We start from the raw sequence: 22,139 nt of genomic DNA on the forward strand, positions 1-22,139 counted from the left end.
CCGACCCCGGCGCAGATGCCCACGGTGAAGAAGGCGGCGTCGCAGTGAGTACTCCCCAGCTGGTCGTGCACCGGGACAAGGAGTTGATGGCGCAGGCCGCGGCGGCTCGGCTGATCACCAAGATCGTGGACGCGCAGGCCTCGCGCGGCTACGCCTCGGTGGTCCTCACCGGTGGGCGCAACGGCAACGGGCTGCTCGCCGCGTTGGCCGCCGCGCCCGCCCGGGACGCCATCGACTGGGGTCGGCTGGACCTGTGGTGGGGTGACGAGCGGTTCCTGCCCGAGGGCGACCCCGAGCGCAATGTCACCCAGGCCCGGGGGGCGTTGCTGGACTCGGTGCCGCTGGATCCCAAGCGGGTGCATGCGATGCCGGCCTCGGACGGGCCGTGGGGTGCCGATGTGGACGCGGCTGCCGCCGCCTACGCGGAGGAGTTGGCGCGGGCGGCGGGGCCGGAGAACCATGGCTCGGTGCCGACGTTCGATGTGCTGATGCTCGGCGTCGGGCCGGACACCCATGTGGCCTCGCTCTTCCCGGAGTTGCCTGCCGTGCGGGAGACCGAGCGGACGGTGGTGGGGGTGCATGGTGCGCCGAAGCCGCCGCCTACTCGGGTCTCGCTGACGCTTCCGGCGATCCGGGCGGCGCGGGAGGTGTGGCTGCTGGCCGCCGGTGAGGACAAGGCGCAGGCCGCGGCCATCGCGTTGTCCGGGGCCGGGGAGATTCAGGCGCCGGCCGCCGGGGCGTACGGGAGGTCGCGGACCTTGTGGCTGCTGGACGCGGCGGCGGCTTCGCGGCTGCCGCGCTCGCTGTATCCGCCGGCTTCCCCCTGAGACCTGTCCTTCGCCCCCGCCGCCCCTTTGACTCCGCTGTGCCTTCGAGCTCGGTCCAGCCGGTTGGTTGGCGGGTGCGGGTAGGTGGGGGCTGGTCGCGCCCACGCGGCGGAGCCGCACATCGATACAGCCCGCGCCCCTAAAAACCTGCAGTAGGCCGCGGCCCTGAAAGGCACGGCCCTGCGGGCGGATGAAAAGCGGGGCGCAGCCCCCGTCTTTTCAGGGGCGCGGGGAACTGCGCGACCAGCCCCCACCCAACCCGCACCCGCCAAACCAACCCCACTCCCCGAGCTCGAAGGCGCAGCGGGGTCGAAGGGGCGGCAGCCCCTGGGTTGGGACGGGTAGGGGCGGCGGGGGCGAGACTCCTCAAACGCCGACCGCGGTCAGTCGCTCAGCTCGCTCTCCCGGGTCTCCGGCAGAGCCAACAGGCACAGCAGACTCACCAGACACAACCCACCCGTATAGAACCCGAGCACCAACGGCGACGACCACTGACTGTTCAGCCACGTCGCGACAAGCGGAGCGAACCCGCCACCGAGGGTATTGGCCAGAATGAACGCCGCAGAGGCCCCGGTATAGCGAAGACGAGCGGGGAACAGCTCCGCGAGGAAGGCCGCCACCGGCGAGAACATCAGGGCCAGCAGCATGAGTCCGACCGTGTAGGCCCCCGTGATGACAAGCCCGTTGCGCGAGCTGAGCGACGCGTACATCGGCACGGCCCACACGACGCACCCGCCCGCCCCCGCCAACATGATCGGCCGGCGCCCGATCCGGTCCGCGAGCCGCGCCACCGGCAGGGTGATGGCGATCCCGGCCGCCGCCCCGATGCTCGCGGCGGTGAGCATCGTGTTCTGCGGGATGCCGAGCGACTTCGGCCCGTAGGAGAGGCTGTAGACGATCGTGAGGTAGTAGACGGCCGAGCCCCCGATCGCCGCCCCGGTGCCGAGCAGCAACCGCCCGGGATGCCGGACGACGAGCGTGCCGAGGGGGAAACGGGACTCCGCGGTCGGTGTCTGTCGCGCCCGGCGCACCTCCGCGTCGAACACCGGTGACTCGGTCACCGTCGTACGCACCCACAGCCCCACCACCACGAGCACGGTGCTGAGCAGGAACGGCACACGCCAGGCCCACTCGGTGAAACCGTCGCGGCCCACGATGTCGAGCGTGGGCACGATGACGGCGCTGGAGAGCAGGAAGCCGAGCGAGGGGCCGACGTTCGGGATGGCGGCGTACATCGCGCGGCGCCCGGGCGGGGCGTGCTCGGCGGCGAGGAGGACCGCCCCGCCCCATTCGCCGCCCATGCTGACGCCCTGCAGCAGCCGGAGCGTCACCAGCAGGACGGGGGCGAGGAGTCCGGCGGTCTCGTATGTCGGCAGCAGGCCCACGCCGACCGTCGCCACGCCCATGAGGAGCAGGGAGGCGACGAGCGCGTTGCGGCGGCCGAGGCGGTCGCCGATCGTGCCGAAGAGGACGACGCCGAGGGGGCGGGAGAGGAAGGCCGCGGCGAAGGTGAGGAACGCGGCGAGGGAGGAGACGGTGGCGTTGCCCGAGGGGAAGAACGCGGGGCCGAGGACGAGCGCGGAGGCGGTGCCGTACACGGCGAAGTCGTAGTACTCGACCGTCGTGCCGATGAGACTGGCGGCGGCGACCTTGGACGCCTTGGTCTGCTCGGCCGGCGCCGAGGGTAATACGACCGATCTCGGGCCGACGGCCTCGGTGACGGTCTTGGACGGGGATTCGGGCATGGGGGGCTCACTTCCGGTACGCCCGGACACGAATGGTCCGGGCCCAGATGGGGACGGCCACGCATGTAACAGGAATCGGAGTGCGGTTGTCACCCTAAGCCGCGAAATTCGATTTCGACAACCTCCGACAAGCTCCCCCGAGCTCGGCCGAGCTCGCCGAGGAAGACCCCGCGAAAGCTTTCGAGGAGATGTCTCGTCCGGTTTACCGGACGGGGCGGGCAGGACCCGGCGGAAGAATCGGCGGCTATTTACTCGATACAACGGCAATAAAGTATGCGATGCCCCTATGGGGTGGGACAGGTCCCCCGAAATACCCCAGAGCGCATCACATACACCACCTCACCACTTGCCGCATAACAACCCACGAACACCACCCCGTCACGCCGTCAACCCGCAGCCCCCTGTCAAACCGCTGTCAATATTCATGCAATTGCCCACATAAAAATTCCCCCACGGCTACGCCTTGCCAACCGACGATCACGCGCGGAATGCTGACGCCCCGGGGAACTTGAAAGTTCTACGACCATCGTTTTTCGGCCATGGAGACCGCAACGCGATGCCGCGATTCGGCTTTCTTAAATGCGGCCTCCGGGCCGGGAAGGCTCTTTACCCATGCTGAAAACAGGCAAGCCATTACGTTTAAGAAGACTTTCGGCGGCCGGTGACGATCGGCACTTGCTCATACCACTCGACCACAGCGTTTCGGACGGCCCGGTCGCCCCTCCGGGCCAGTGGGAAGAGCTGTTGCGGGCGCTGGTGGCCGGTGGAGCCGACGGAATCATCGTGCACAAAGGGCGCGCCCGTACTCTCGGCCCGGAGCTTCTCAAAGGCTGCGCGCTCGTGGTGCATTTGAGCGCCAGTACGGCCTGTTCCGCCGACGTCGACGCCAAGGTGCTCGTCGGTGATGTCGAGGAGGCGGTGGCGCTCGGCGCGGACGCGGTCAGTGTCCATGTGAACATCGGCTCGGACACGGAGGGACGGCAGCTCGCCGACCTGGGGGCGGTGGCCCGTTCCTGCGACACCTGGGGCATGCCGCTGATCGCTATGGTCTATCCGCGCGGGCCCCGGATCGAGAACCCGCACGATCCCGCCCTCCTCGCGCACATCGTGAACGTCGCCGCCGACCTCGGCGCCGACCTGGTGAAGACCTCCGTCGCCCTGCCACTCGACCGGATGGCCGAAGTCGTGGCCCACAGCCCCATCCCCGTCCTCGCGGCCGGCGGACCGCCCGACGGCTCCGACCTCATCGAGTACGGCACCGCCGTGATGGCCGCCGGCTGCAGCGGGCTGGCCGTCGGCCGCCGGATCTTCTCCTCCCCCTCCCCCGCCTCCCTGGTGTCCCGGCTCGCCGCGGTCGTGCACGGCGACAACAACCGGACCACGGATGGCATGAGCATGACCCCCTCTTCCCATTACTCGACGATCGTGGCAGGTGTCGCATGAGGTTCGCGTGGATCGATCTCCGTGAAGTCCCCCGTCCGCAGCTCCAGGCGGTGGTGGACGCGGCCGTCCACGCCCGGATGGCCGGAGTGGTCTCCGCCGACGCCGAGTTGCTCGGCACCCTGCCGCCGACCGTCACCCGGGTGCTGGCCACCGGAGCGCCGGCCCCGGCGGCCGTGAAGAAGGCCAATGAGAAGCCGGAGAAGAGCGACAAGAACGAGAAGGGCGACAAGGAGACGAAGGGCACGGCCGACGCCAAGCCCGGTACCGAGGCGGCCGGCGGCTCCGCGATCGACGTCCTGCTGCGGAAGTTCACCACCCAGGACGAGCTGGACGCCCTCGCCGCCGACAACCGGGCGGCCACCGCGACGCCCGTCGCCGGCTTCGTCGACGTACGCGACGACCGGACGCTCCAGCTGTCGTGCGCGGGCGCGATGGCGCTGCCGTACACGGTGATCCACTTCGCCGACCCGACCAAGATCCCGCTGGAGATCGTGCTCGCGGCGGCCGAGTCGGCCGAGGGCAAGCTGGTGACCGTCGTCGGTGACCTGGAGGAGGCGGCCATCGTCTTCGACGTGCTCGAACGCGGCTCGGACGGCATCCTCTACGCGCCGCGCACCGCCGACGAGGTGTTCGCGCTGGCCCGGCTGCTTCAGGCGTCCACTCCGCAGCTGGAGCTGTCGACGCTGACCGTGGAGAGCATTCGGCACGTCGGGCTCGGTGACCGGGTCTGTGTGGACACCTGTTCGCACTTCGAGGAGGACGAGGGCATCCTCGTCGGCTCCTACTCCTCCGGGTTCGTGCTCTGCTGCAGCGAGACCCACCCGCTGCCGTACATGCCGACCCGGCCGTTCCGGGTCAACGCCGGCGCCCTGCACTCGTACACGCTGGGCCCCGACAACCGCACCAACTACCTCAGCGAGGTCGGCTCCGGCAGCGCCCTGCTGGCGGTCGGCGCGGACGGCCGCACCCGGCGGGTGGTGGTCGGGAGGGCCAAGCTGGAGTCCCGGCCGCTCCTTGAGATCCGTACGCACGCCGAGGACGGGCGACTGGTCAGCCTGACCGTGCAGGACGACTGGCATGTACGGGTGCTCGGCCCGGGCGGCAAGGTCCTCAACGTCACCGAACTGCAGGCGGGTGACGAACTGCTCGGCTATCTGGCCACGGACAAGCGCCATGTGGGCCTGCCCATCGGCGAGTTCTGCAAGGAGGTCTGAGACCTCATGGCCGGAGTCGCAGCGGGTTCGGCGGTGGCAGAGGAGGGCATGGGCCCTCTGGTCCAGCGGCTGTTCGACGCGCGGGACGACGCACTTCCCTATCTGACGCACCAGCAGGAAACCGTCAGCCGGGGGGAGTTGCGGGAGCGGGTGGCCAAGCAGGCCGCCGTGTTCGCCGGATACGGCATCGGGCCGGGCAGCACGGTCGGGCTGCGGACACCGCCCAGCTTCACACAGGTCGAGGTGCTGCTCGCGCTGTGGCGGCTCGGCGCGCAGGTGATGCTGTTCGACTTCCGGCTGAAACCGGCCGAGGTCGAGGCGCTGTGCGCCACCTGCCGACCGCAGTTCATGGTCTCCGCCGGTACGAACGTCCGGGCGACGTTCGGTTTCCGGTGCGAGTACGAGGTCGCCACCGAGCGCCGCAGGACCGGGCGCCCGGCGGCCACCGGGCACCGGCTGGTCCAGTTCAGCTCGGGCTCCACCGGGCGGCCCAAGGTGATCGGCAGGACCGCCGAGTCGCTGGCCGCCGAGGTGGCGGCGTTCGACGAGGTCCCCGGTATGCCGGGCGAGGGCGACCGGCTGCTGCTGCTCAGCTCGACCGCGCACAGCTTCGGTCTGATCGGCGGGCTGCTGCACTCCCTGGCCACCGGTGTCTCCGTGGTCTTCGCGCCCCGCGTATCGGCCCGCGACATCCTGCGGACCGCGGCGGACCACCGGATCACCGCCCTGTTCGGGGTGCCGATGCACTACGAGCTGCTCTCCGTCGCCGTCGAACCCCCCGCTCTGCCCGACCTGCGGACCGCGATCTCGGGCGGCGAGCTGATGCCGCCCGACATCGCCGACCGGTTCGCCAAGCGGTACGGCGTCACGGTCGGCGAGGCCTACGGCACCACCGAGACCGGCATAGTCGCCATCGACGCCGCCGGCACGCTGCGGCCGTCGGTCGGACGGCCCGCGCCGGGCGTGGTGGTCCGGGAGCACCACGGCGAACTCGACGTCGCGCTCGCCGAGTCGCCGTACCTGTTCGACTCGGGCGGCACCCAGTACGAGGACGGCTGGCTGCACACCCGCGACCGGGCCACCGTCGACGCCACCGGGGCGGTCACCGTACGGGGCCGGGCCGACTCCCTCGTGGTCATCGGCGGCCTCAAGGTCGACCTCACCGAGGTCGAGCAGGTGCTCCGCGAGCACCCGGCGGTCGAGCAGACCGTCGTCGTCCACGAGCACGTCACCGAGGCGTATGTGGCGGTGGCCACCGGGGCCGAGACCCCGTCCACGGCGGAGCTGCTGCGCTGGTGCCGGGAGCGGCTGGCCGACTACAAGCTGCCCCGCGTCATCCACCTGCTGGAGTCCCTGCCCCGCACCTCCAACGGGAAGCTGCTCCGCCAGGCGGAGACCCTGCGGACGGCGACGGGCACCCACTGACACCTCTCGCACTACCCATCGCACGACATTTCACCTGGAGATGGCGATCAATGAGCACGTCAACCTTGGAAGACGAGATCCGCGAGTTCGTTCTGACGTCGGTCATCGACGAGATGAACATCCTGACGAGCCGGGACGGCATCACGGACGACAGCCCGGTGACCGTCGGCGGGCTGGAGGTGGACTCGCTGAGCCTGATCGAGCTCACGCTGCGGCTGGAGTCGCGGTTCGGCGTGGAGATCCCGGACACCGACATCGAGCCGCTGGCCTCCCTGACCCTCGGCGGGCTCGTCGCCGAGGTCGTCCGACGCGGTGCGAAGACATGAGCGCGGAAGCCACCGCGCCCCTCAGCAGGGAAGCCACCGCGCCCGGCAGGGAAGCCGCCGCGTCGTCGTCCGTCATCACCACCGACACCGTCCGGGAACTGCTGTCGGACCGCAAGATCTTCCCCGGGGTGCCCGACGACCTCACCGAGGACGATGAACTGATCCTGGACTCCCTCGGGTTGGTGTGGCTGCTGCATGTGGTGGAGGAGCGGTACGGCCTGGTCGTGGAGCCCGGCGACGAGGACATCGACCGGCTGACCTCGCTCCGCCGGCTCACCGAGTTCCTGAGCACCGCCCGGCCGACCGCGCCGGAAGGGGGTGACCCCCGTTGACCGGTGATGTGACGGTGACCGGGTTCGGCGTCCGCACCGCGTTCGGCACGGGCGCCGAGGCCCTTCGGCGCGGGGTCTTCGCGGGCGTCCCCTCGTTCGTCCCCACCACCCGGTTCGACACCGGCCCGTACCGTACGCCGATGGCGGGCGCCGCCCCCGACGGCCCCGACGCGGTCGAGGACTGGGCCCTGCGCCACGCCCTCGCCCAGTGCGGCACGGAGGCCCTCGACATGGCGGGCCTGCCGCAGGGCACGGACGCGGCGGTGCTCCTCGGCATCGCCGGTGACTGCACGAGCGTCACGCGGTACTGGCGGGACGCGGCGGAGTCCGAGGCCGGCGCGGAAGGACCGGAGGGCACGGCATGGCCGGAGGGCGCGGCAGGGGCCGTGGATCGTGTCGCCGACGCCGTGCCCGCGCAGCTCGCCGAGTTGCTGGCCGGGGGACTCGGGCTGAGTGGGCCTCGGCTCACCTTCACCAACGCCTGTGTCGCCTCGGCCGCCGCGATCATCCACGCCTGTCGGCTGATCTCCTCCGGCCGGATCGACGTCGCGGTCTGCGCCGGCGGCTATCTGGTGGAGGAGGAGACGTTCGGCAAGTTCGACTCCGGCCGGGCGCTGTCCCGCGACGGCATGGTGCGCCCGTTCAGCGCCGACCGCAGCGGGCTGTTGCTCGGCGACGGGGTCGCGGCCGTCGTACTGGAGTCCGCCGAGCACGCCCGGCGCCGCGGTGCCCGGCCGCTGGCCGGCATCGTCGGCTGGGGCGCGGCCACGGACGCCCACCACATCGCCCAGCCGCACCCCGAGGGCCTCGGTCTCGCCCTCGCCGCACGGCAGGCGCTGCGGCGGGCCGGTGACCCGGACGGGGCGTCGCTCGGCTATGTCAACGCCCACGGCACCGGCACCAAGTACAACGACGGCGCCGAGACCAAGGGGCTGCGGGCCGCGTTCGCCGAGCGCGCCGAGTCGATTCCGGTCAGCTCCACCAAGAGCACCACCGGGCACCTCCTGGAGGCGGCGGGCGTCGTGGAGTTCGTCATCACGATGCTGGCCCTGATGGACGGCGTACTCCCGCCGACCGCCGGCTACACCAGCGCCGACCCGGAGTGCGACCTCGACTACGTGCCGAACGAGCCCCGCCAGGTGGACCTCCACCGCGCCCTCACCATCAACGCCGCCTTCGGTGGCGCCAACACCGCACTCGTCCTGGAGCGGCCGTGACGACGACGGAGAAGGCCGACGAGAGCGGGAAGGCCGAGATGACCGGGAGCGGCGAGACGGTCACGGCAGCGGGGACAGCCCGGTCGGCCGAGAAGACGACCCTGCGTTCCCCCCTCGGCATCCTCACCACCGCCACCGCGAGCCACGACACCGGGCGGGACGGCGACATCGTGCTGCCGAGGCTGCCCGGCTTCGTGGAGTCGGCGTTCAGTCCCCTGGCGTACGAGGTCGCGGCGCGGTGTCTGACCGAGCGCCCGGGTGACGGCGGCCGTACCGCCGTGGCGTTGGCGAGCCTGATGGGCGACACCACCACCGCGGACCTGGCCAGCCGGCGGGTGGTCTCCGGCCGCGTCCACAACCCGCTGCTGTTCATGCAGGCCACCGCCAACTCCGTGCTGGGGCACATGAGCCGGGAGTTCGGGATCACGGGGCAGATGTTCAGCCTGTCCACCCTCGACGACCCGGTGACCGAGCTGCTGGCCATGGCGGACCTGCTCCTTGAGGACCCTGAGCTGGACCGGGTCCTGGTGGTGGGCGTGGAGCTGGGCGGCGGCGAACGACTGGCCGCCGCGTACCGGGAACTCTCCGCCGAGCGCGGCCTCCCGGTGCCGGACCTCCCCGAGACCGCAGGTCTGGCCGTGGCCGTGCTGCTCGGCCGCCCCGACACCGGAGCACCGGTGACGATCCGCTCGACGGAAACAACGGCGACGGCGGAGACGTACGAGCCGACGGCACCCGCAGACACGTACGAGCCGACGGCACCGACAGCCGCGTACGACGGCGACCGCCCGACGCCCCCGGCCACACACCCCGGCAGCGTCCAGGGCCTGTTCGATCTCGCCGCCGCGCACCGGCGGCTGCTGCGGGACGGCGGCAGCCATGTCCTGGTCACCGCACCTCGCACACCCGCGTTCCTCCTCACCGCCGAACGGCCCCCGGAACGAAACGAGACAGAGACCCATGCTCATCAGTAGGCAGGAGCGGGCGCGGATCTGCTCCGACAGCGAACTCGGCGCCGGCAACGTCCTGCACCGGATCAAGGCGTACGACCGTCCGCTCGACGAGCCCGTGCTGCGGACGGACGGCAAGTGGCGGGCACCGGACGGCAGTCGCCCCGAGGTACTGACGCTCGGACAGCTGAACGAGGTGGTGGAGGCGTACGCGGGCTGGTACGCGGCCCGGGGCGTGCGCCCGCGCGACCCGGTCGCGATCCACTCCTACTCGGCGGGCGAGTTCGCGGTGAACTTCCTGGCGCTCACGGCGCTCGGCGCGATCCCGTCGTTCGTCAACGGCAATCTGTCCCCGGAGATCGCCCGGGAGTACATCCGCAGGCAGGGCGCGGTGGGCGCCTTCACGGACGAGGAGCACCGCGAGGTACTGGCGGACTCGGGGCTGGGCTTCTGTGTGACCGCCGCCGAGATCCGGCCGGAGCACCGCGCGTCGCTGCCCGCGTCGTACCCGTACCGGCACGACCCCACCGACCCGGTGCTCATCTCCCACTCCTCCGGCACCACGGGTCTGCCGAAGGGCGTGCCGCACACCCACCGGACGCTGATGTACGCGCAGCTGCACCGGCTGCGCTACTCCACCGGCACCGACATGGAGCGCACGCTGGTGGGGCTGCCGGGTGCGCACAACGCGATGGTGGCGACGCTGCTGTACTGCCTGCTGCTGCGCGCGGACATCAAGCTGCTGTCGAGTCAGCGCGGCACCGATGTGCTGGACGCGATCGAGGAGTTCCGGCCGACGACGGTGCTCGCCTTCGCCGGGACGTTCGGCGAGATGGCCGCCGAGGATCTGACGGCCCGTGATCTGTCGAGCGTGCAGGTGTGGTTCAACACCGGTGACGCGGCGCACGAGGCGCACATCCGGGCGCTCGTCCAGCACGGTGGGCACATCGAGGTCGGCCGGGATCTGAAGCGCGTCCGGGTCGACGGGTCGGTCTTCGTGGACGGGCTCGGTTCGTCGGAGGCCGGCTACTCGGTCTTCCACAACCGGCACACCAAGGACACCTCGGCGTACTCGCGCCGCGTCGGCAAGCCGATCAGCTTCGCCGAGGCCGCCGTGCTCGCCGAGGACGGCACCCCGCTGCCGCCCGGGCAGATCGGCCGGCTGGGACTCAAGTCGCCGACGCTCACCCCCGGTTACTGGAACGACTCGGTGACCTGGAACCGGATGCGGCTGGGCGGCTACTGGCTCACCGGCGACCTCGCCCACCAGGACGAGGAGGGCAACTTCTACCACCTCGACCGGGCCCCGGACGCCATTCGCACCCGCGCCGGGATCGTCTTCAGCACCCGCACCGAGGAACTGCTCCTGGCCGAGCTGCCCGGCCTCGCCGACTGCACGGTCGTCGGGGTCGCCCCGGACGGCGTACGGGCGGACTGGGACGGCGACGGGGAGGCCGAGGCGTACGCGCTGCTGCAGCTCGCGGACGCGGACGGCGACGCGGGCGCGGAGGTCGCGGAGGACGACGCGGGCGACGCGGGCGCGGAGGGCGGCGAGGGCGACGCGGTGTGGACGGAGCGCGTCAACACCGTCCTGACGAACGCCGGATTCCCTCCCCTGTCCCGGGCCCTGCGGATGAAGCCCGACGACGTGGCCAAGGGTGCCACCGGCAAGGTTCTCAAACGAGTGATGCGCGACAGGTTCGCCGCCGATTCGGCCGACGCGGTCGCCGCCAAGGAGCAGCACGCATGAGCACGCACACGGACGCCGACGGCGTCAACCACCGCGCCCGGGCCGGGGAGGCGTACCGGCTGTGGTGGCAGCACGACGCCAACTGGTACCAGGGGGTGGCCGCGCGGTTCGGGCAGGAGGCCGCGAACGAGATCAACGCGGAGGCGCTGCGCAAGGTCGCCCTCCATGTGGGGCAGCGCGTGGCCCGGATGTCCGGCCCGCTGCCCGCGACGGGTGACGGCCGCAAGGACCTGGAGGAGCTGCGCCGCCGGTATGACGACTGCGGTGACCGCATGTTCCCGCCGGAGCTGCGGAACGCCTCCACCGAGGTCGAGGACGACGACCTGATCGTGCTCACCCTGCGGCGGAACTTCGCGATCACCATGGTCCGGATGGCCGGTTCCCTGGAGGGCTACCGCTGCCCCTGCACCGCCATCCACGCCGGCTGGTCCGAGGGGCTCGGCGTGACGCTGACGGAGAACCGGGCCGAGAGCTGTCTGCGGGACGGCGACAAGGCGTGCCGGCTGTTGATGCGGGTGGCCACACCGGTCACCGCGGGCGGGGAGGGCTGAGCCGTGCGGGTTCTTGTCGCCGGGGCCACCGGAGTGGTCGGACATCCGCTGGTGGGCGCGCTGCGGGCGCGGGGCCACGAGGTGAGCGCGCTGGTACGGCAGGAGTCGCGGGGCCGGGTCCCCGAGGCCGACGAGGTCCTGGTCGCGGACGCCCTCGACCGTGACGCCCTGCTGTCGGCGGTGTCGGCCGCCCGGCCCGAGGTGGTCGTCCACCAGATGTCGGCGCTGCGCATGCTGCGCGACGACCCTCCGGGCGCCTTCGCCCTCACCGCGCGGCTGCGCACCGAGGGCACCGCGAACCTGATCGAGGCGGCCCGCGCGGCCGGTGCGCGACGGCTGGTCGCCCAGTCCATCGCCTTCGCCGCCACCCCGGCCGGTGAGCCGGTCCTCGACGAGGACGCGCCGCTGTACGTGGACGCCCCCGACCCCGGTTGGGCCTCGACCGTACAGGCCGTCGCCGAGCTGGAACGGCAGGTGCTGAGCAGCGATCTCGCGGGCGTGGTGCTGCGCTACGGCACGCTGTACGGCCCCGGCACCGCGTACTCCCGTCACGGTGGCGGAACCGCGCAGTCCGTACTGGCCGGACGGCTCCCGCTGCCCGGCGACGGCTCCGGGATCATGTCGTTCCTGCATGTGGAGGACGCGGTGGGAGCGGCCGTGGTGGCCGTCGAGGCAGACGCCACCGGGGTCTTCCATGTGACGGACGACGACCCGGTCCCGGCCGCCCAGTGGCTGCCCCACTTCGCCCGCGTCCTCGCCGCCCCGTCCCCCCGCACGGTCCCGGCGGCCCTCGCCCCCCGCCTGCTCGGCTGGTTCATGGCCCACCAACTCACCTCCGCCCACGGCGCCACCAACGACCGGGCCCGCACGGCACTGGGCTGGAAACCGACCCGACCGAGCTGGCGAGACGGGTTGGGCCAGGAGTGAACGCGTGGGCCCTCCTCCCCGACTGCGGGCAATCGTGCCGCTGGGGCGGCACCCGTCCCACAGGGAGCGGCGCCCTGCGAGCGCCGGCAAGCGCGCCCCCGCCCCGCCCAGCACCAGCCGCCGAGCACGAAAGAGGCACCCGATGAGCAAGGCCAGCGGCATGCTCGGGCAGGCCGCCGCCCCGTCCCGCACATGGCCGATCCTCCTGGTCGTGGTCTGCGCCCAGATGCTGATCTGGCTGGACACCTCGATCCTCAACGTCGCCGTCACCACCCTCGCCGACCCGGAGAACGGCCTGGGCGCGACCCCGGCCGAACTGGAGTGGGTGGCCGGCGCCTACACCCTGGTCCTCTCCGGCACACTCTTCGCGGGCGGCGCGCTGGCCGACCGTTTCGGCCCCCGGAACACCCTGCTCGCCGGCCTCGCCCTGTTCGGCGCGGCGTCCGGCGCGGGCGCGTTCGCGGGCAGCCCGGTCTGGCTGATCGTGGCGCGTGCCTTCATGGGCGCGGGCAGTGCCCTGCTGATGCCGGCGACCCTGACGGTGATCATGCAGAGCACCCCGGAGGAGAAACGCACCCGGGCGATCGCCATCTGGTCCTCGTCCAGCGGCCTCGGCGTCGCCGTCGGCCCCGTCGCGGGCGGCGCCCTGCTCAGCCACTTCTGGTGGGGCTCGGTGTTCCTGGTCAACGTGCCGATCGTCGCCCTGTGTCTGCTGGCGGTCGTGATCGTCGTCCCCGACCTCGGCGGCTCCCGCCGCCGCGTGCTCGACCTGCCGGGCCTCGCCCTGTCGGTGCTCGGCCTCGGCGGTCTGGTCTACGGCATCATCGAACTCGGCAACGGCCGCACCTGGTACGGCCCCCATGTGCTGCTGCCCCTGGCACTGGGCGGCGCTCTACTCGCCGCCTTCGTCGCCGGTCAGCACCGTTCCCCCACCCCCAGCCTGGACCTGCGGCTCTTCCGGCAGCCCGGTTTCACAGCCGGCAGCGTGGTCCTGCTGATCGCCTTCATGGCCCTGGCCGGACACCTGTTCTACGCGGCCTTCTATCTCCAGGGCCCGCGCGGTCTCTCCCCCGCCGACGCCGGAACAGTGATGATCGCCGCCGCGATCGGCATCGTGCTGGGCAGCCAGGCCTCCCCGGCGGCGAGCCGGTGGCTGACGCCCCGCTGGACGGTCGCGGCCGGGGTCCTGGCCACCGCCCTCACCTATATCGCCTACGCCTGGCTCGACGGACGCACCCCGATCTGGGTCATCGCCGCGCTGCTGTGGATCCAGGGCTTCGGCATGGGTCTGGTCGGCACCCCGGTCACGGCCGTGATGATGAGCGGGGTGCCACCGCATCTCGCGGGTGCCGGTTCCGCCGTCACCAACGTCACCCGCCAGGTCGGCAATGTCCTCGGCGTGGCGATGGCCGGCTCGATCCTCTCCGGCGTCTACCGCGCGCGCATGGCCGACGCCGAACTGCCCGGCGCCGCCCAGGGCCTCCCACCGGCCGCCGAGGAACAGGCCCGCGCCTCCGCGGAGGCCGCCCGCTCACTGGCCGACTCCCTCCGCCTGCCCGACCTGGCGGCCACCGCTGACCGCGCCTTCCTCGACGCCATGTACGCGGCCACGCTCTCCGTCGCCGCCCTGGCCCTCGTCGGCTTCGCCGTCTCCGTCGTCGGACTGCGCACCCGGGCGGCCCGACCGCAGAACGCCCCCGAGCGACAGCCACAGGCCGACGAGCAGGTGGAAACCGCGTGACAGCCCACAGGGCAGCCGGAAACCAAGCGCCCGCAGAGCGGTCGCACGCATGGAGAGGGACAGCACGATGAGACAGGCGACGGCCCGCTCGGTCTTCGTCACCGGCGGAAACAGGGGCATCGGCCTGGCCATAGCCCGTCGCTTCGCGGCGGCGGGCGACCGCGTCGCGGTCACCTACCGCGGCGAAGCGCCACCCGCGGCCGAGGGATTCCTCGCCGTTCGGTGTGATGTGACGGACAGCCAGCAGGTGGACCAGGCCTTCAAGGAGGCCGAGGCGGCGCACGGGCCCGTCTCCGTGCTGGTCGCCAACGCGGGCGCCGCCCATGACCGGCTGCTGGTGCGGATGACGGAGGAGGACTTCACCTCCGTCATCGACACCAACCTCACCGGAGCCTTCCGGGTCGCCCAGCGCGCGGTGCGCGGCATGCTCCGCGCGGGCCACGGCCGTATCGTCCTGCTCTCCTCCACGGCCGCCCTGCACGGCGCCCCCGGCCAGACCAACTACGCGGCGGCGAAGGCGGGCCTGGTCGGATTCGCCCGGTCACTGACCCAGGAACTCGGCGCCCGCGACATCACCTGCAACGTCGTCGCCCCCGGGCTGACCGAGACCGACATGAGCCGCGCCCTCACCCCCGAACAGCGCCGCGAACTCCTGCGAACCACCCCCGCCGGCCGTCTCGGCACCCCCGAGGAGGTCGCCGACGCGGTCGCCTTCCTGGCCGACGCCGGTTATGTACGCGGCGCCGTGATTCCCGTGGACGGGGGCGCCGGGCTGGGGCACTGAGGCCGGGGCGGGCCTTGGGCAACCCGTCGCACTGAAGTGCGGCGAGACCCCGGGTGCCCCGGGGCAGCGAGGTCCGACCGGCCCTCGGCGGCACCGGGACCGGTGGGGAAGTGGACGTCGCGCGGCCGCCCGCTTCCCCACCCCTGTACGGCTACGGCTACCGCCCGCGCAGCTGCCGGTACTTGGCGACCAGGGCCTTGGTGGACGCGTCCAGGCCCGGCACGTCGGCACCCTCCGTCAGGGCCGGTTCGACCCGCTTCGCGAGGACCTTGCCCAGCTCGACGCCCCACTGGTCGAAGGAGTCGATGTTCCAGACGGCGCCCTGGACGAACACCTTGTGCTCGTACAGCGCGATCAGCTGGCCGAGCACCGAGGGGGTGAGCTCCTTGGCCAGGATCGTGGTCGTCGGGTGGTTCCCCTTGAACGTCTTGTGCGGCACCAGTTCCTCCGGCACCCCCTCCGCCCGCACCTCGTCCGGCGTCTTGCCGAACGCCAGCGCCTGGGTCTGGGCGAAGAAGTTGGCCATCAGCAGGTCGTGCTGGGCCTTGAGCGGGTCGGCGAGCTCGGCGACCGGCTCGGCGAAGCCGATGAAGTCCGCCGGGATCAGCTTCGTGCCCTGGTGGATCAACTGGTAGTACGCGTGCTGCCCGTTCGTACCGGGCGTGCCCCACACCACCGGCCCCGTCTGCCACTCCACCGGAATCCCGTCCCGGCCCACGTACTTGCCGTTGGACTCCATGTCCAGCTGCTGCAGATACGCCGTGAACTTGGACAGGTAGTGGCTGTACGGCAGCACCGCGTGCGACTGGGCGTCGTGGAAGTTGCCGTACCAGATCCCCAACAGGCCCAGCAGCAGCGGGACGTTGGACTCGGCGGGCGCGGTGCGGAAGTGCTCGTCGACGATCCGGAACCCGTCAAGCATCTCCCGGAAGCGGTCCGGGCCGATGGCGATCATCAGCGACAGCCCGATCGCCGAGTCGTACGAGTAGCGTCCGCCTACCCAGTCCCAGAACTCGAACATGTTGGCGGTGTCGATGCCGAAGTCCGACACCTTCTCGGCGTTGGTCGACAGTGCCACGAAGTGCTTGGCGACCGCCTCGGGGCCGGCCTTCAGCTCACCGAGCAGCCACTCGCGCGCGGAGGTCGCGTTGGTGATCGTCTCGATGGTGGTGAACGTCTTCGAGGCGATGATGAACAGGGTCTCCGCCGCGTCCAGATCCCGTACCGCCTCGTGCAGATCGGCCCCGTCCACGTTCGACACGAAGCGGACCACCAGGTCGCGGTCGGTGTAGGAGCGCAGCACCTCGTAGGCCATGGCCGGGCCCAGGTCGGAGCCACCGATGCCGACGTTGACGATGTTCTTGATGCGCCGGCCGGTGTGCCCGGTCCACCCGCCGGAGCGGATCTTCTCGGCGAAGTCGGTCATCTTGTCGAGCACCGCATGCACGGCCGGCACGACGTTCTCGCCGTCGACCTCGATCACCGCGTCACGCGGGGCGCGCAACGCGGTGTGCAACACCGCCCGGTCCTCGGTGGTGTTGATCTTCTCGCCGCGGAACATGGCGTCCCGCAGCCCGAACACATCGGTCGCGGCGGCCAGCTCGCGCAGCAGCCGCAGTGTCTCGTCGGTGACCAGGTGCTTGGAGTAGTCGACGTGCAGATCGCCGACCTCCAGCGTGTACCCGGCGCCGCGCCCGGGGTCGGCCGCGAACAGCTCGCGCAGTTGCACTTCACCCAACTGCTCCCGGTGCTCGGCCAGCGCCGTCCACTCGGGCGTCTGGTTGAGCCTGGTACGGCTTTCTGCGTTCATCTCGGACTTCAGCCTTCTTTCCTACCTGGTCCTGCCTGCGTGCCTCGCCCCGCTGCCGGTCCCAACCTAATTGATCACGACGTAACACGAGCTGTCGTGCCCTCGTCGTCCGGCTCAACAACAGATACGTCCGCCTTGAGCGCCGGTATCAGCGCGGCGACGGACAGGACGAAGAAGGCGGCGGCGAGCAACGCCGGGGTGTTCAGCCCCCAGGCGGTGGCGCAGGCACCGCCGAGCAGGGCGCCCAAGGGTGCCCCGGCCACCCCCAGGGTCCGGAAGGCGGAGCTGACGCGGCCGAGCATGTCGGCGGGGGCGCGCTGTTGCATCAGGGTCGTGGTGTTGACGTTCCACACCATCCCCAGGGCACCGAAGACAGCCAGGCCCGCCACCAGCGCGGCCAGACTCCGCACCGAGCCCATCACCATCAGCGCCCCGGTCTGCACCGCCCCGGCCAGCAACACGGCGCGCACCCGACCGGCGCGGGCCACCAGCCTCCCGTTCACCACTCCCCCGGCCAGACTGCCGACCGTGTACGCGATCATCGCCGCCGCGTACCCGGCGTTGCCGGCGTCCAGCCACCCGGTGACCAGCAGCACCATCGTCGCGATGAGGGCGCCCATACCGATGTTGCACAGTGCGGTGGCGGCGCACAGCCCCCGCAGGCCCCTCTCCCGCCACAGCGTCCGCAGCCCGGCGGCGATCTCCGCCCGCAGGGTACTCCCGGCGGGTCTGGGCGCACGCTCGGGTACGGCGACCCGCAGTGAGGTCACGAGCGCGGCGGCCACCAGGAAGGTCACGGCGTCCGCCGCGAAGGGGACGGCGGCCCCGGCGGCGATGAGCAGCGGGACGAGCGGCCCCGCCACCAGCCCGCCCGCTATCCGCTGCCCGGTCATCAGCCGGGCGTTCGCACCGCCCAGGGCGTCACGGTGCACCAGCGCGGGCAGCAGGGCCGTGGCCGCGTTGTCGAACAGCGTCTGAAGGGTGGTCAGCGCGAAGGCGAGCGCGATCAGCAGGGCGATCGAGGCGTGGTCGAGCGCCACGGCCGCCGCGAAGACCGCGACCAGCAGGCCGCGCACCACGTCCACGATCCACATGGCCCGCCGCTGGTCCACCCGGTCGGCGACGGCCCCACCGAGCAATCCGAACACGAGCCACGGCAGATAGCCGCAGGCGGTGACCGCCGCGACGAGAAGCGGCTCGTCGGTCAGCGTCACGGCGAGCAGTGGCAGCGCGGCCGTCCGCAGCGCGTCCCCGAAGCTGGAGAGCACGGCGGCGCTCCACAGCCTTCCGAATCCCCCGGTCCCGGTCATGCGTCCCCCCACACACGATTCGTCGATGCACAAACCGTAGAGGGCACCACTGACAATCAGGCTGACCAGGGAGAACGCGGGAATCGCGAGCCACACGCCCCAAACGCCTCCGGCCAGGCACCCCTCGGTACCCGGCCGGTGTCAACTCCTAGATCTCGCCCCGCAGTTTGGCGAGCGCCTCGGCGAGGATCGCCTCGCCGTCCGCGTCGCTGCGCCGCTCCCGCACATAGGCGAGGTGCGTCTTGTAGGGCTCGGTGCGCGGTGGGTCCGGTGGGTTGTCCCGGTCCTGTCCGGCCGGAAATCCGCAGCGCGGGCAGTCCCAGGTGTCGGGGACCTGCGCGTCGCTGGCGAAGCTGGGCTGGGTCTCGTGCCCGTTGGAGCACCAGAAGGAGATGCGCAGCCGGGGGGCGGACTCGCCGCGCTCGGCCTCGCCCATCGGCCCCGCCCCGACCCGGCTTCCTCGGATCGCGTTGCCACTTGCCACGGTCGTAACTCCCTGCGTAATGGTGCGGCGAAGCGCGTCGGCGTTTCGCTTCGCTGCGAGCGCCTTAGTCTACGTAAGGCCCAACGCGCGTCCAGTGATTGGAGTTACATCCCACCCCAGACGCAAGCCCCATGATAGGCCGCGCTCGAAGTCGCGTACCCGGCATGGGGCTTTACGTGCGGATTGGTGCGTCCGTGACGCGTTGCCTTACGTCGGACCTGCCGGTCAGTTGTTGACCTTCATCAGAATGCCGAGTACGACAATGCACGCGAACCACAGCAGACCGACCACCACGGTGATCCGGTCGAGGTTGCGCTCGGCGACCGAGGAGCCGCCGACGGACGACTGCATACCGCCACCGAACATGTCGGAGAGGCCGCCGCCCTTGCCCTTGTGCATCAGCACCAGCAGCATCAGCAGCAGGCTGAAGACGATCAGGGCGATCGAGAACCCCATAACCACGGCTGGACCAACTTCCTCGGATCTGGATAGACGACGGGAGGGCCGGGACCGGTCGGTGAGCTCCACGCTCACCTACTGGGCCTCGGCCCCCCGCAAGGGTACGACGTTAAGCCGCTAAGGCCTACTCACTGGTCCCGGAAGCGCACGATCTTGACGAACTCGTCGGCGTCCAGGGAGGCACCGCCGACCAGGGCGCCGTCGATGTCGGGCTGCGCCATGATCTCGGCGACGTTGCCGGCCTTGACGGAACCGCCGTACTGGATGCGGATCCGGTCGGCGATCTCCTCGGAGTACAGCTCGGCCAGCTTGCCGCGGATGGCCGCGCAGACCTCCTGGGCGTCCTCGGCACCACAGACCTTGCCGGTGCCGATGGCCCAGACGGGCTCGTAGGCGATCACGATGGTCTCGGCGTGCTCGGCGGGGACGTCCTTGAGGCCGCCCTCGACTTGGGCGAGGGTGTGGGAGACGTGGTTGCCCGCCTCACGGACCTCCAGCTCCTCGCCGACGCACAGGATCGGGGTGAGGCCGTGCTTGAAGGCGGCCTTCACCTTGGCGTTGACGATCTCGTCGGTCTCGTTGTGATACTGACGGCGCTCGGAGTGTCCGATGGCCACGAACGTGCACTTGAGCTTGGCCAGCATCGGGCCGGAGATCTCGCCGGTGTAGGCGCCGGAGTCGTGGGCCGAGAGGTCCTGGGCACCGTACTTGATCCTGAGCTTGTCGCCGTCGACCAGGGTCTGGACCGAGCGCAGGTCGGTGAAGGGCGGCAGGACCGCGACCTCGCAGGCCTCGTAGTCCTTGTCGGCCAGGGCGAAGGCGAGCTTCTGGACGTGGGCGATGGCCTCCAGGTGATTGAGGTTCATCTTCCAGTTGCCCGCCATCAGGGGCGTGCGGCCCTTTTCAACAGCAGTCATTGAGGGTCAGTCCTCCAGTGCGGCGAGGCCGGGGAGCGTCTTGCCCTCGAGGTATTCGAGGGAGGCGCCGCCACCGGTCGAGATGTGGCCGAATGCGTTCTCGTCGAAGCCGAGGATGCGCACGGCCGCGGCGGAGTCTCCGCCGCCGACGACCGTGAAGGCCTTGGAGTCGACGAGTGCCTGGGCGACCGACTTGGTGCCCTCGGCGAAATCGGGGTGCTCGAAGACGCCCATCGGGCCGTTCCAGAAGACGGTGGCGGCGTCGGCGATCTTCGAGGCGTACAGCTTGCGGGTCTCCGGACCGATGTCGAGACCCATCTGGTCGGCCGGGATGGCGTCCGCGGCGACGACGGTGGGGTTGGCCGGAGCCTTGCTCTTCAGGTCGGGGAACTCGGACGAGACGACCGCGTCGACGGGCAGAACCAGTTCCACACCGGTCTTCTCCGCGCGCTCCAGGTACTCGGTGACCGCGGCGAGCTGGTCCTCCTGGAGCAGGGAGCCACCGATCTCGTGCCCCTTGGCCTTGAGGAAGGTGTACGCCATGCCGCCGCCGATGAGGATGCGGTCGGCCTTGCCGAGCAGTTCGTCGATGACGGCGAGCTTGTCGGAGACCTTGGCGCCGCCGAGGGCGACCACATAGGGGCGCTGGACGTCGTCGGTGAGCTTCTTCAGGACGCCGACCTCGGTGGCGATCAGATACCCGGCGTAGTGCGGCAGCCGGGCCGGCAGGTCGAAGACGGAGGCGTGCCCTCGGTGGACCGCGCCGAAGCCGTCGCCCACGTAGACGTCGACGAGGGCGGCGAGCTGGTCGGCGAACGCGCCGCGCTCGGCGTCGTCCTTGGACGTCTCACCGGCGTTGAAGCGCAGGTTCTCGATGACGGCGACCTGGCCGTCGGTGAGGCCCGCGACGGTGGACGTGGCGGACTCGCCGACCGTGTCCGTCGCGAACGCCACGTCGGCGCCGAGGAGTTCACCGAGGCGGGCGGCTGCCGGGGCGAGCGAGAAGGCGGGGTCCGGGGCGCCCTTGGGGCGGCCCAGGTGCGAGGCGACGACGACCCGCGCGCCCGCCTGGGCCAGCGCCTTCACGGTGGGCAGAACGGCTCGGATGCGGCCGTCGTCGGTGATGGTGGTGCCGGCCAGCGGCACGTTGAGGTCGGCGCGGACGAAGACCCGCTTGCCGGCGACTGGCTCGGCGAGGAGTTCGTCGATCGTCTTCATTGAAGGGGCTCCCGAAGAGGACGTGTGGTGCTCGTGATCGTAAGAGGGCCGGTCCATACGTGAGTAAGGGCCCGGGGCCACGGCCGCCATGGCCAGGCTCCGCTTGCCGGTTGCCATGCCCCTTGCCCCCAAACCCAACAGAACAGAACTGATTAACCATCAGTAACTTCCGACGTCCGGGTGATCGTGCCATGTCGTCGCTCATTGCGACAGAGGCGGGCAAGAACTCCCACCCCTTCGCCCCCCTTGGCTTCCCCTCGCTTCTTCTCGCATGGCAGCGCCACCGACTGTGTGACGAACGGCTCAGAGAGATCGTTCCCGTGCGTCACGGAAATGTTGCGCTGCGTCACCGAATGGGAATACGTATGCGAATGAGTGGTGGAGACAACCTCGGCTCACAGCCGGGGCGCCAACGCCTCCCAGGTCACCGTGACTTCGCCCTGACGCCAGCGCGACGGACCGTCCAGGATCGGCCAGTCGGCGGTCAGGTCCTGGATCGTGCGGATCCACCGCTGGCGGGCGCCGTACGAGGCGTACGGCGCGGCCGAGGCCCAGGCGCGGTCGAAGTCGCGGAGGAAGGCGTGCACGGGTTCGCCGGGGACATTGCGGTGGATGAGGGCCTTCGGGAGACGTTCGGCGAGGTCCGAGGGGCGTTCCAGGGAACCGAGCCGGGTGGCGAAAGTGACCGTACGGGGGCCCTCCGGGCCGA

At 71.0% G+C, this 22,139-nt stretch carries 20 protein-coding genes and 1 pseudogene; 13 read left to right on the plus strand and 8 right to left on the minus strand.

The annotated features are described in order from the left end of the window. Window positions 1–44: 44 nt before the first annotated feature. Entirely contained in the window at window positions 45–827 is a 783-nt protein-coding gene (gene pgl, locus STRIP9103_RS05585; RefSeq protein ID WP_048819755.1) for a 6-phosphogluconolactonase, read from the plus strand. 383 nt (window positions 828–1,210) lie between these two features. Here the strand turns inward: pgl and STRIP9103_RS05590 are convergent, their stop codons facing one another. Next, window positions 1,211–2,572: an MFS transporter gene (locus tag STRIP9103_RS05590; RefSeq protein ID WP_009300460.1), complete on the minus strand. Its 1,362-nt coding sequence runs from the start codon at window positions 2,570–2,572 to the stop codon at window positions 1,211–1,213. Between the two features lie 612 nt (window positions 2,573–3,184). Between STRIP9103_RS05590 and STRIP9103_RS05595 the strand changes: the two genes are divergently transcribed. The 12 genes from STRIP9103_RS05595 (at window position 3,185) to fabG (ending at window position 15,232) form a co-directional block, all read left to right on the plus strand. Next, window positions 3,185–4,015: a class I fructose-bisphosphate aldolase family protein gene (locus STRIP9103_RS05595; RefSeq protein ID WP_009300453.1), complete on the plus strand. Its 831-nt coding sequence runs from the start codon at window positions 3,185–3,187 to the stop codon at window positions 4,013–4,015. Continuing rightward, entirely contained in the window at window positions 4,012–5,229 is a 1,218-nt protein-coding gene (locus STRIP9103_RS05600; protein WP_009300457.1) for a 3-dehydroquinate synthase II family protein, read from the plus strand. Before STRIP9103_RS05595 ends, STRIP9103_RS05600 begins: the two co-directional genes overlap by 4 nt. A 6-nt stretch (window positions 5,230–5,235) precedes the next feature. Continuing rightward, window positions 5,236–6,654: a class I adenylate-forming enzyme family protein gene (locus STRIP9103_RS05605; RefSeq protein ID WP_009300462.1), complete on the plus strand. Its 1,419-nt coding sequence runs from the start codon at window positions 5,236–5,238 to the stop codon at window positions 6,652–6,654. 50 nt (window positions 6,655–6,704) lie between these two features. Continuing rightward, window positions 6,705–6,980: an acyl carrier protein gene (locus STRIP9103_RS05610; protein ID WP_048819757.1), complete on the plus strand. Its 276-nt coding sequence runs from the start codon at window positions 6,705–6,707 to the stop codon at window positions 6,978–6,980. Further along, window positions 6,977–7,312, plus strand: a complete 336-nt coding sequence (locus tag STRIP9103_RS05615) for an acyl carrier protein (protein WP_009300480.1) — start codon at window positions 6,977–6,979, stop codon at window positions 7,310–7,312. Before STRIP9103_RS05610 ends, STRIP9103_RS05615 begins: the two co-directional genes overlap by 4 nt. Beyond that, window positions 7,309–8,529 (plus strand): beta-ketoacyl-[acyl-carrier-protein] synthase family protein, encoded by a 1,221-nt coding sequence (locus STRIP9103_RS05620; RefSeq protein WP_009300463.1) that lies wholly within the window; start codon window positions 7,309–7,311, stop codon window positions 8,527–8,529. Before STRIP9103_RS05615 ends, STRIP9103_RS05620 begins: the two co-directional genes overlap by 4 nt. After that, window positions 8,526–9,503, plus strand: coding sequence for a hypothetical protein (locus tag STRIP9103_RS05625; protein WP_009300465.1), 978 nt, complete (start codon window positions 8,526–8,528; stop codon window positions 9,501–9,503). The genes STRIP9103_RS05620 and STRIP9103_RS05625 overlap by 4 nt, the downstream gene beginning before the upstream one ends. After that, window positions 9,490–11,229, plus strand: a complete 1,740-nt coding sequence (locus STRIP9103_RS05630) for a class I adenylate-forming enzyme family protein (protein ID WP_009300455.1) — start codon at window positions 9,490–9,492, stop codon at window positions 11,227–11,229. The genes STRIP9103_RS05625 and STRIP9103_RS05630 overlap by 14 nt, the downstream gene beginning before the upstream one ends. Then, the gene (locus STRIP9103_RS05635) at window positions 11,226–11,780 is read left to right on the plus strand and encodes a hypothetical protein (protein WP_009300477.1); all 555 of its coding nucleotides are present in this window, start codon (window positions 11,226–11,228) and stop codon (window positions 11,778–11,780) included. The genes STRIP9103_RS05630 and STRIP9103_RS05635 overlap by 4 nt, the downstream gene beginning before the upstream one ends. Window positions 11,781–11,783: 3 nt before the next feature. Next, a complete protein-coding gene (locus tag STRIP9103_RS05640; RefSeq protein ID WP_009300448.1) occupies window positions 11,784–12,707 on the plus strand; it encodes an NAD-dependent epimerase/dehydratase family protein in 924 nt (307 codons plus the stop codon). 142 nt (window positions 12,708–12,849) lie between these two features. Next, the gene (locus STRIP9103_RS05645) at window positions 12,850–14,448 is read left to right on the plus strand and encodes an MFS transporter (RefSeq protein WP_009300466.1); all 1,599 of its coding nucleotides are present in this window, start codon (window positions 12,850–12,852) and stop codon (window positions 14,446–14,448) included. A gap of 67 nt (window positions 14,449–14,515) precedes the next feature. Further along, entirely contained in the window at window positions 14,516–15,232 is a 717-nt protein-coding gene (fabG, locus tag STRIP9103_RS05650; protein WP_009300458.1) for a 3-oxoacyl-ACP reductase FabG, read from the plus strand. A gap of 157 nt (window positions 15,233–15,389) precedes the next feature. On the opposite strand, the gene pgi is transcribed toward fabG, so the two are convergent. From pgi to STRIP9103_RS05685, 7 genes and pseudogenes are all read right to left on the minus strand, one after another. Then, window positions 15,390–17,042: a glucose-6-phosphate isomerase gene (gene pgi / locus STRIP9103_RS05655; RefSeq protein WP_009300478.1), complete on the minus strand. Its 1,653-nt coding sequence runs from the start codon at window positions 17,040–17,042 to the stop codon at window positions 15,390–15,392. A 74-nt stretch (window positions 17,043–17,116) separates the two neighbouring features. Continuing rightward, window positions 17,117–18,352 (minus strand): MFS transporter, encoded by a 1,236-nt coding sequence (locus tag STRIP9103_RS05660; RefSeq protein ID WP_048819761.1) that lies wholly within the window; start codon window positions 18,350–18,352, stop codon window positions 17,117–17,119. Window positions 18,353–18,500: 148 nt separating this feature from the next. Beyond that, window positions 18,501–18,836: an RNA polymerase-binding protein RbpA gene (locus STRIP9103_RS05665; RefSeq protein WP_003957010.1), complete on the minus strand. Its 336-nt coding sequence runs from the start codon at window positions 18,834–18,836 to the stop codon at window positions 18,501–18,503. Window positions 18,837–19,061: 225 nt separating this feature from the next. Further along, complete coding sequence (gene secG, locus STRIP9103_RS05670) at window positions 19,062–19,292, minus strand: preprotein translocase subunit SecG (protein ID WP_009300451.1); 231 nt, start codon at window positions 19,290–19,292, stop codon at window positions 19,062–19,064. 131 nt (window positions 19,293–19,423) lie between these two features. Then, the gene (tpiA, locus tag STRIP9103_RS05675) at window positions 19,424–20,179 is read right to left on the minus strand and encodes a triose-phosphate isomerase (protein ID WP_048819758.1); all 756 of its coding nucleotides are present in this window, start codon (window positions 20,177–20,179) and stop codon (window positions 19,424–19,426) included. Window positions 20,180–20,218: 39 nt separating this feature from the next. After that, entirely contained in the window at window positions 20,219–21,430 is a 1,212-nt protein-coding gene (locus STRIP9103_RS05680; RefSeq protein ID WP_009300446.1) for a phosphoglycerate kinase, read from the minus strand. A gap of 395 nt (window positions 21,431–21,825) precedes the next feature. Continuing rightward, a pseudogene (locus STRIP9103_RS05685) lies at window positions 21,826–22,139 on the minus strand (class I SAM-dependent methyltransferase); the annotation flags it as partial.

The organism is Streptomyces ipomoeae 91-03 (genome assembly GCF_000317595.1).
GTDB lineage: Bacteria > Actinomycetota > Actinomycetes > Streptomycetales > Streptomycetaceae > Streptomyces > Streptomyces ipomoeae.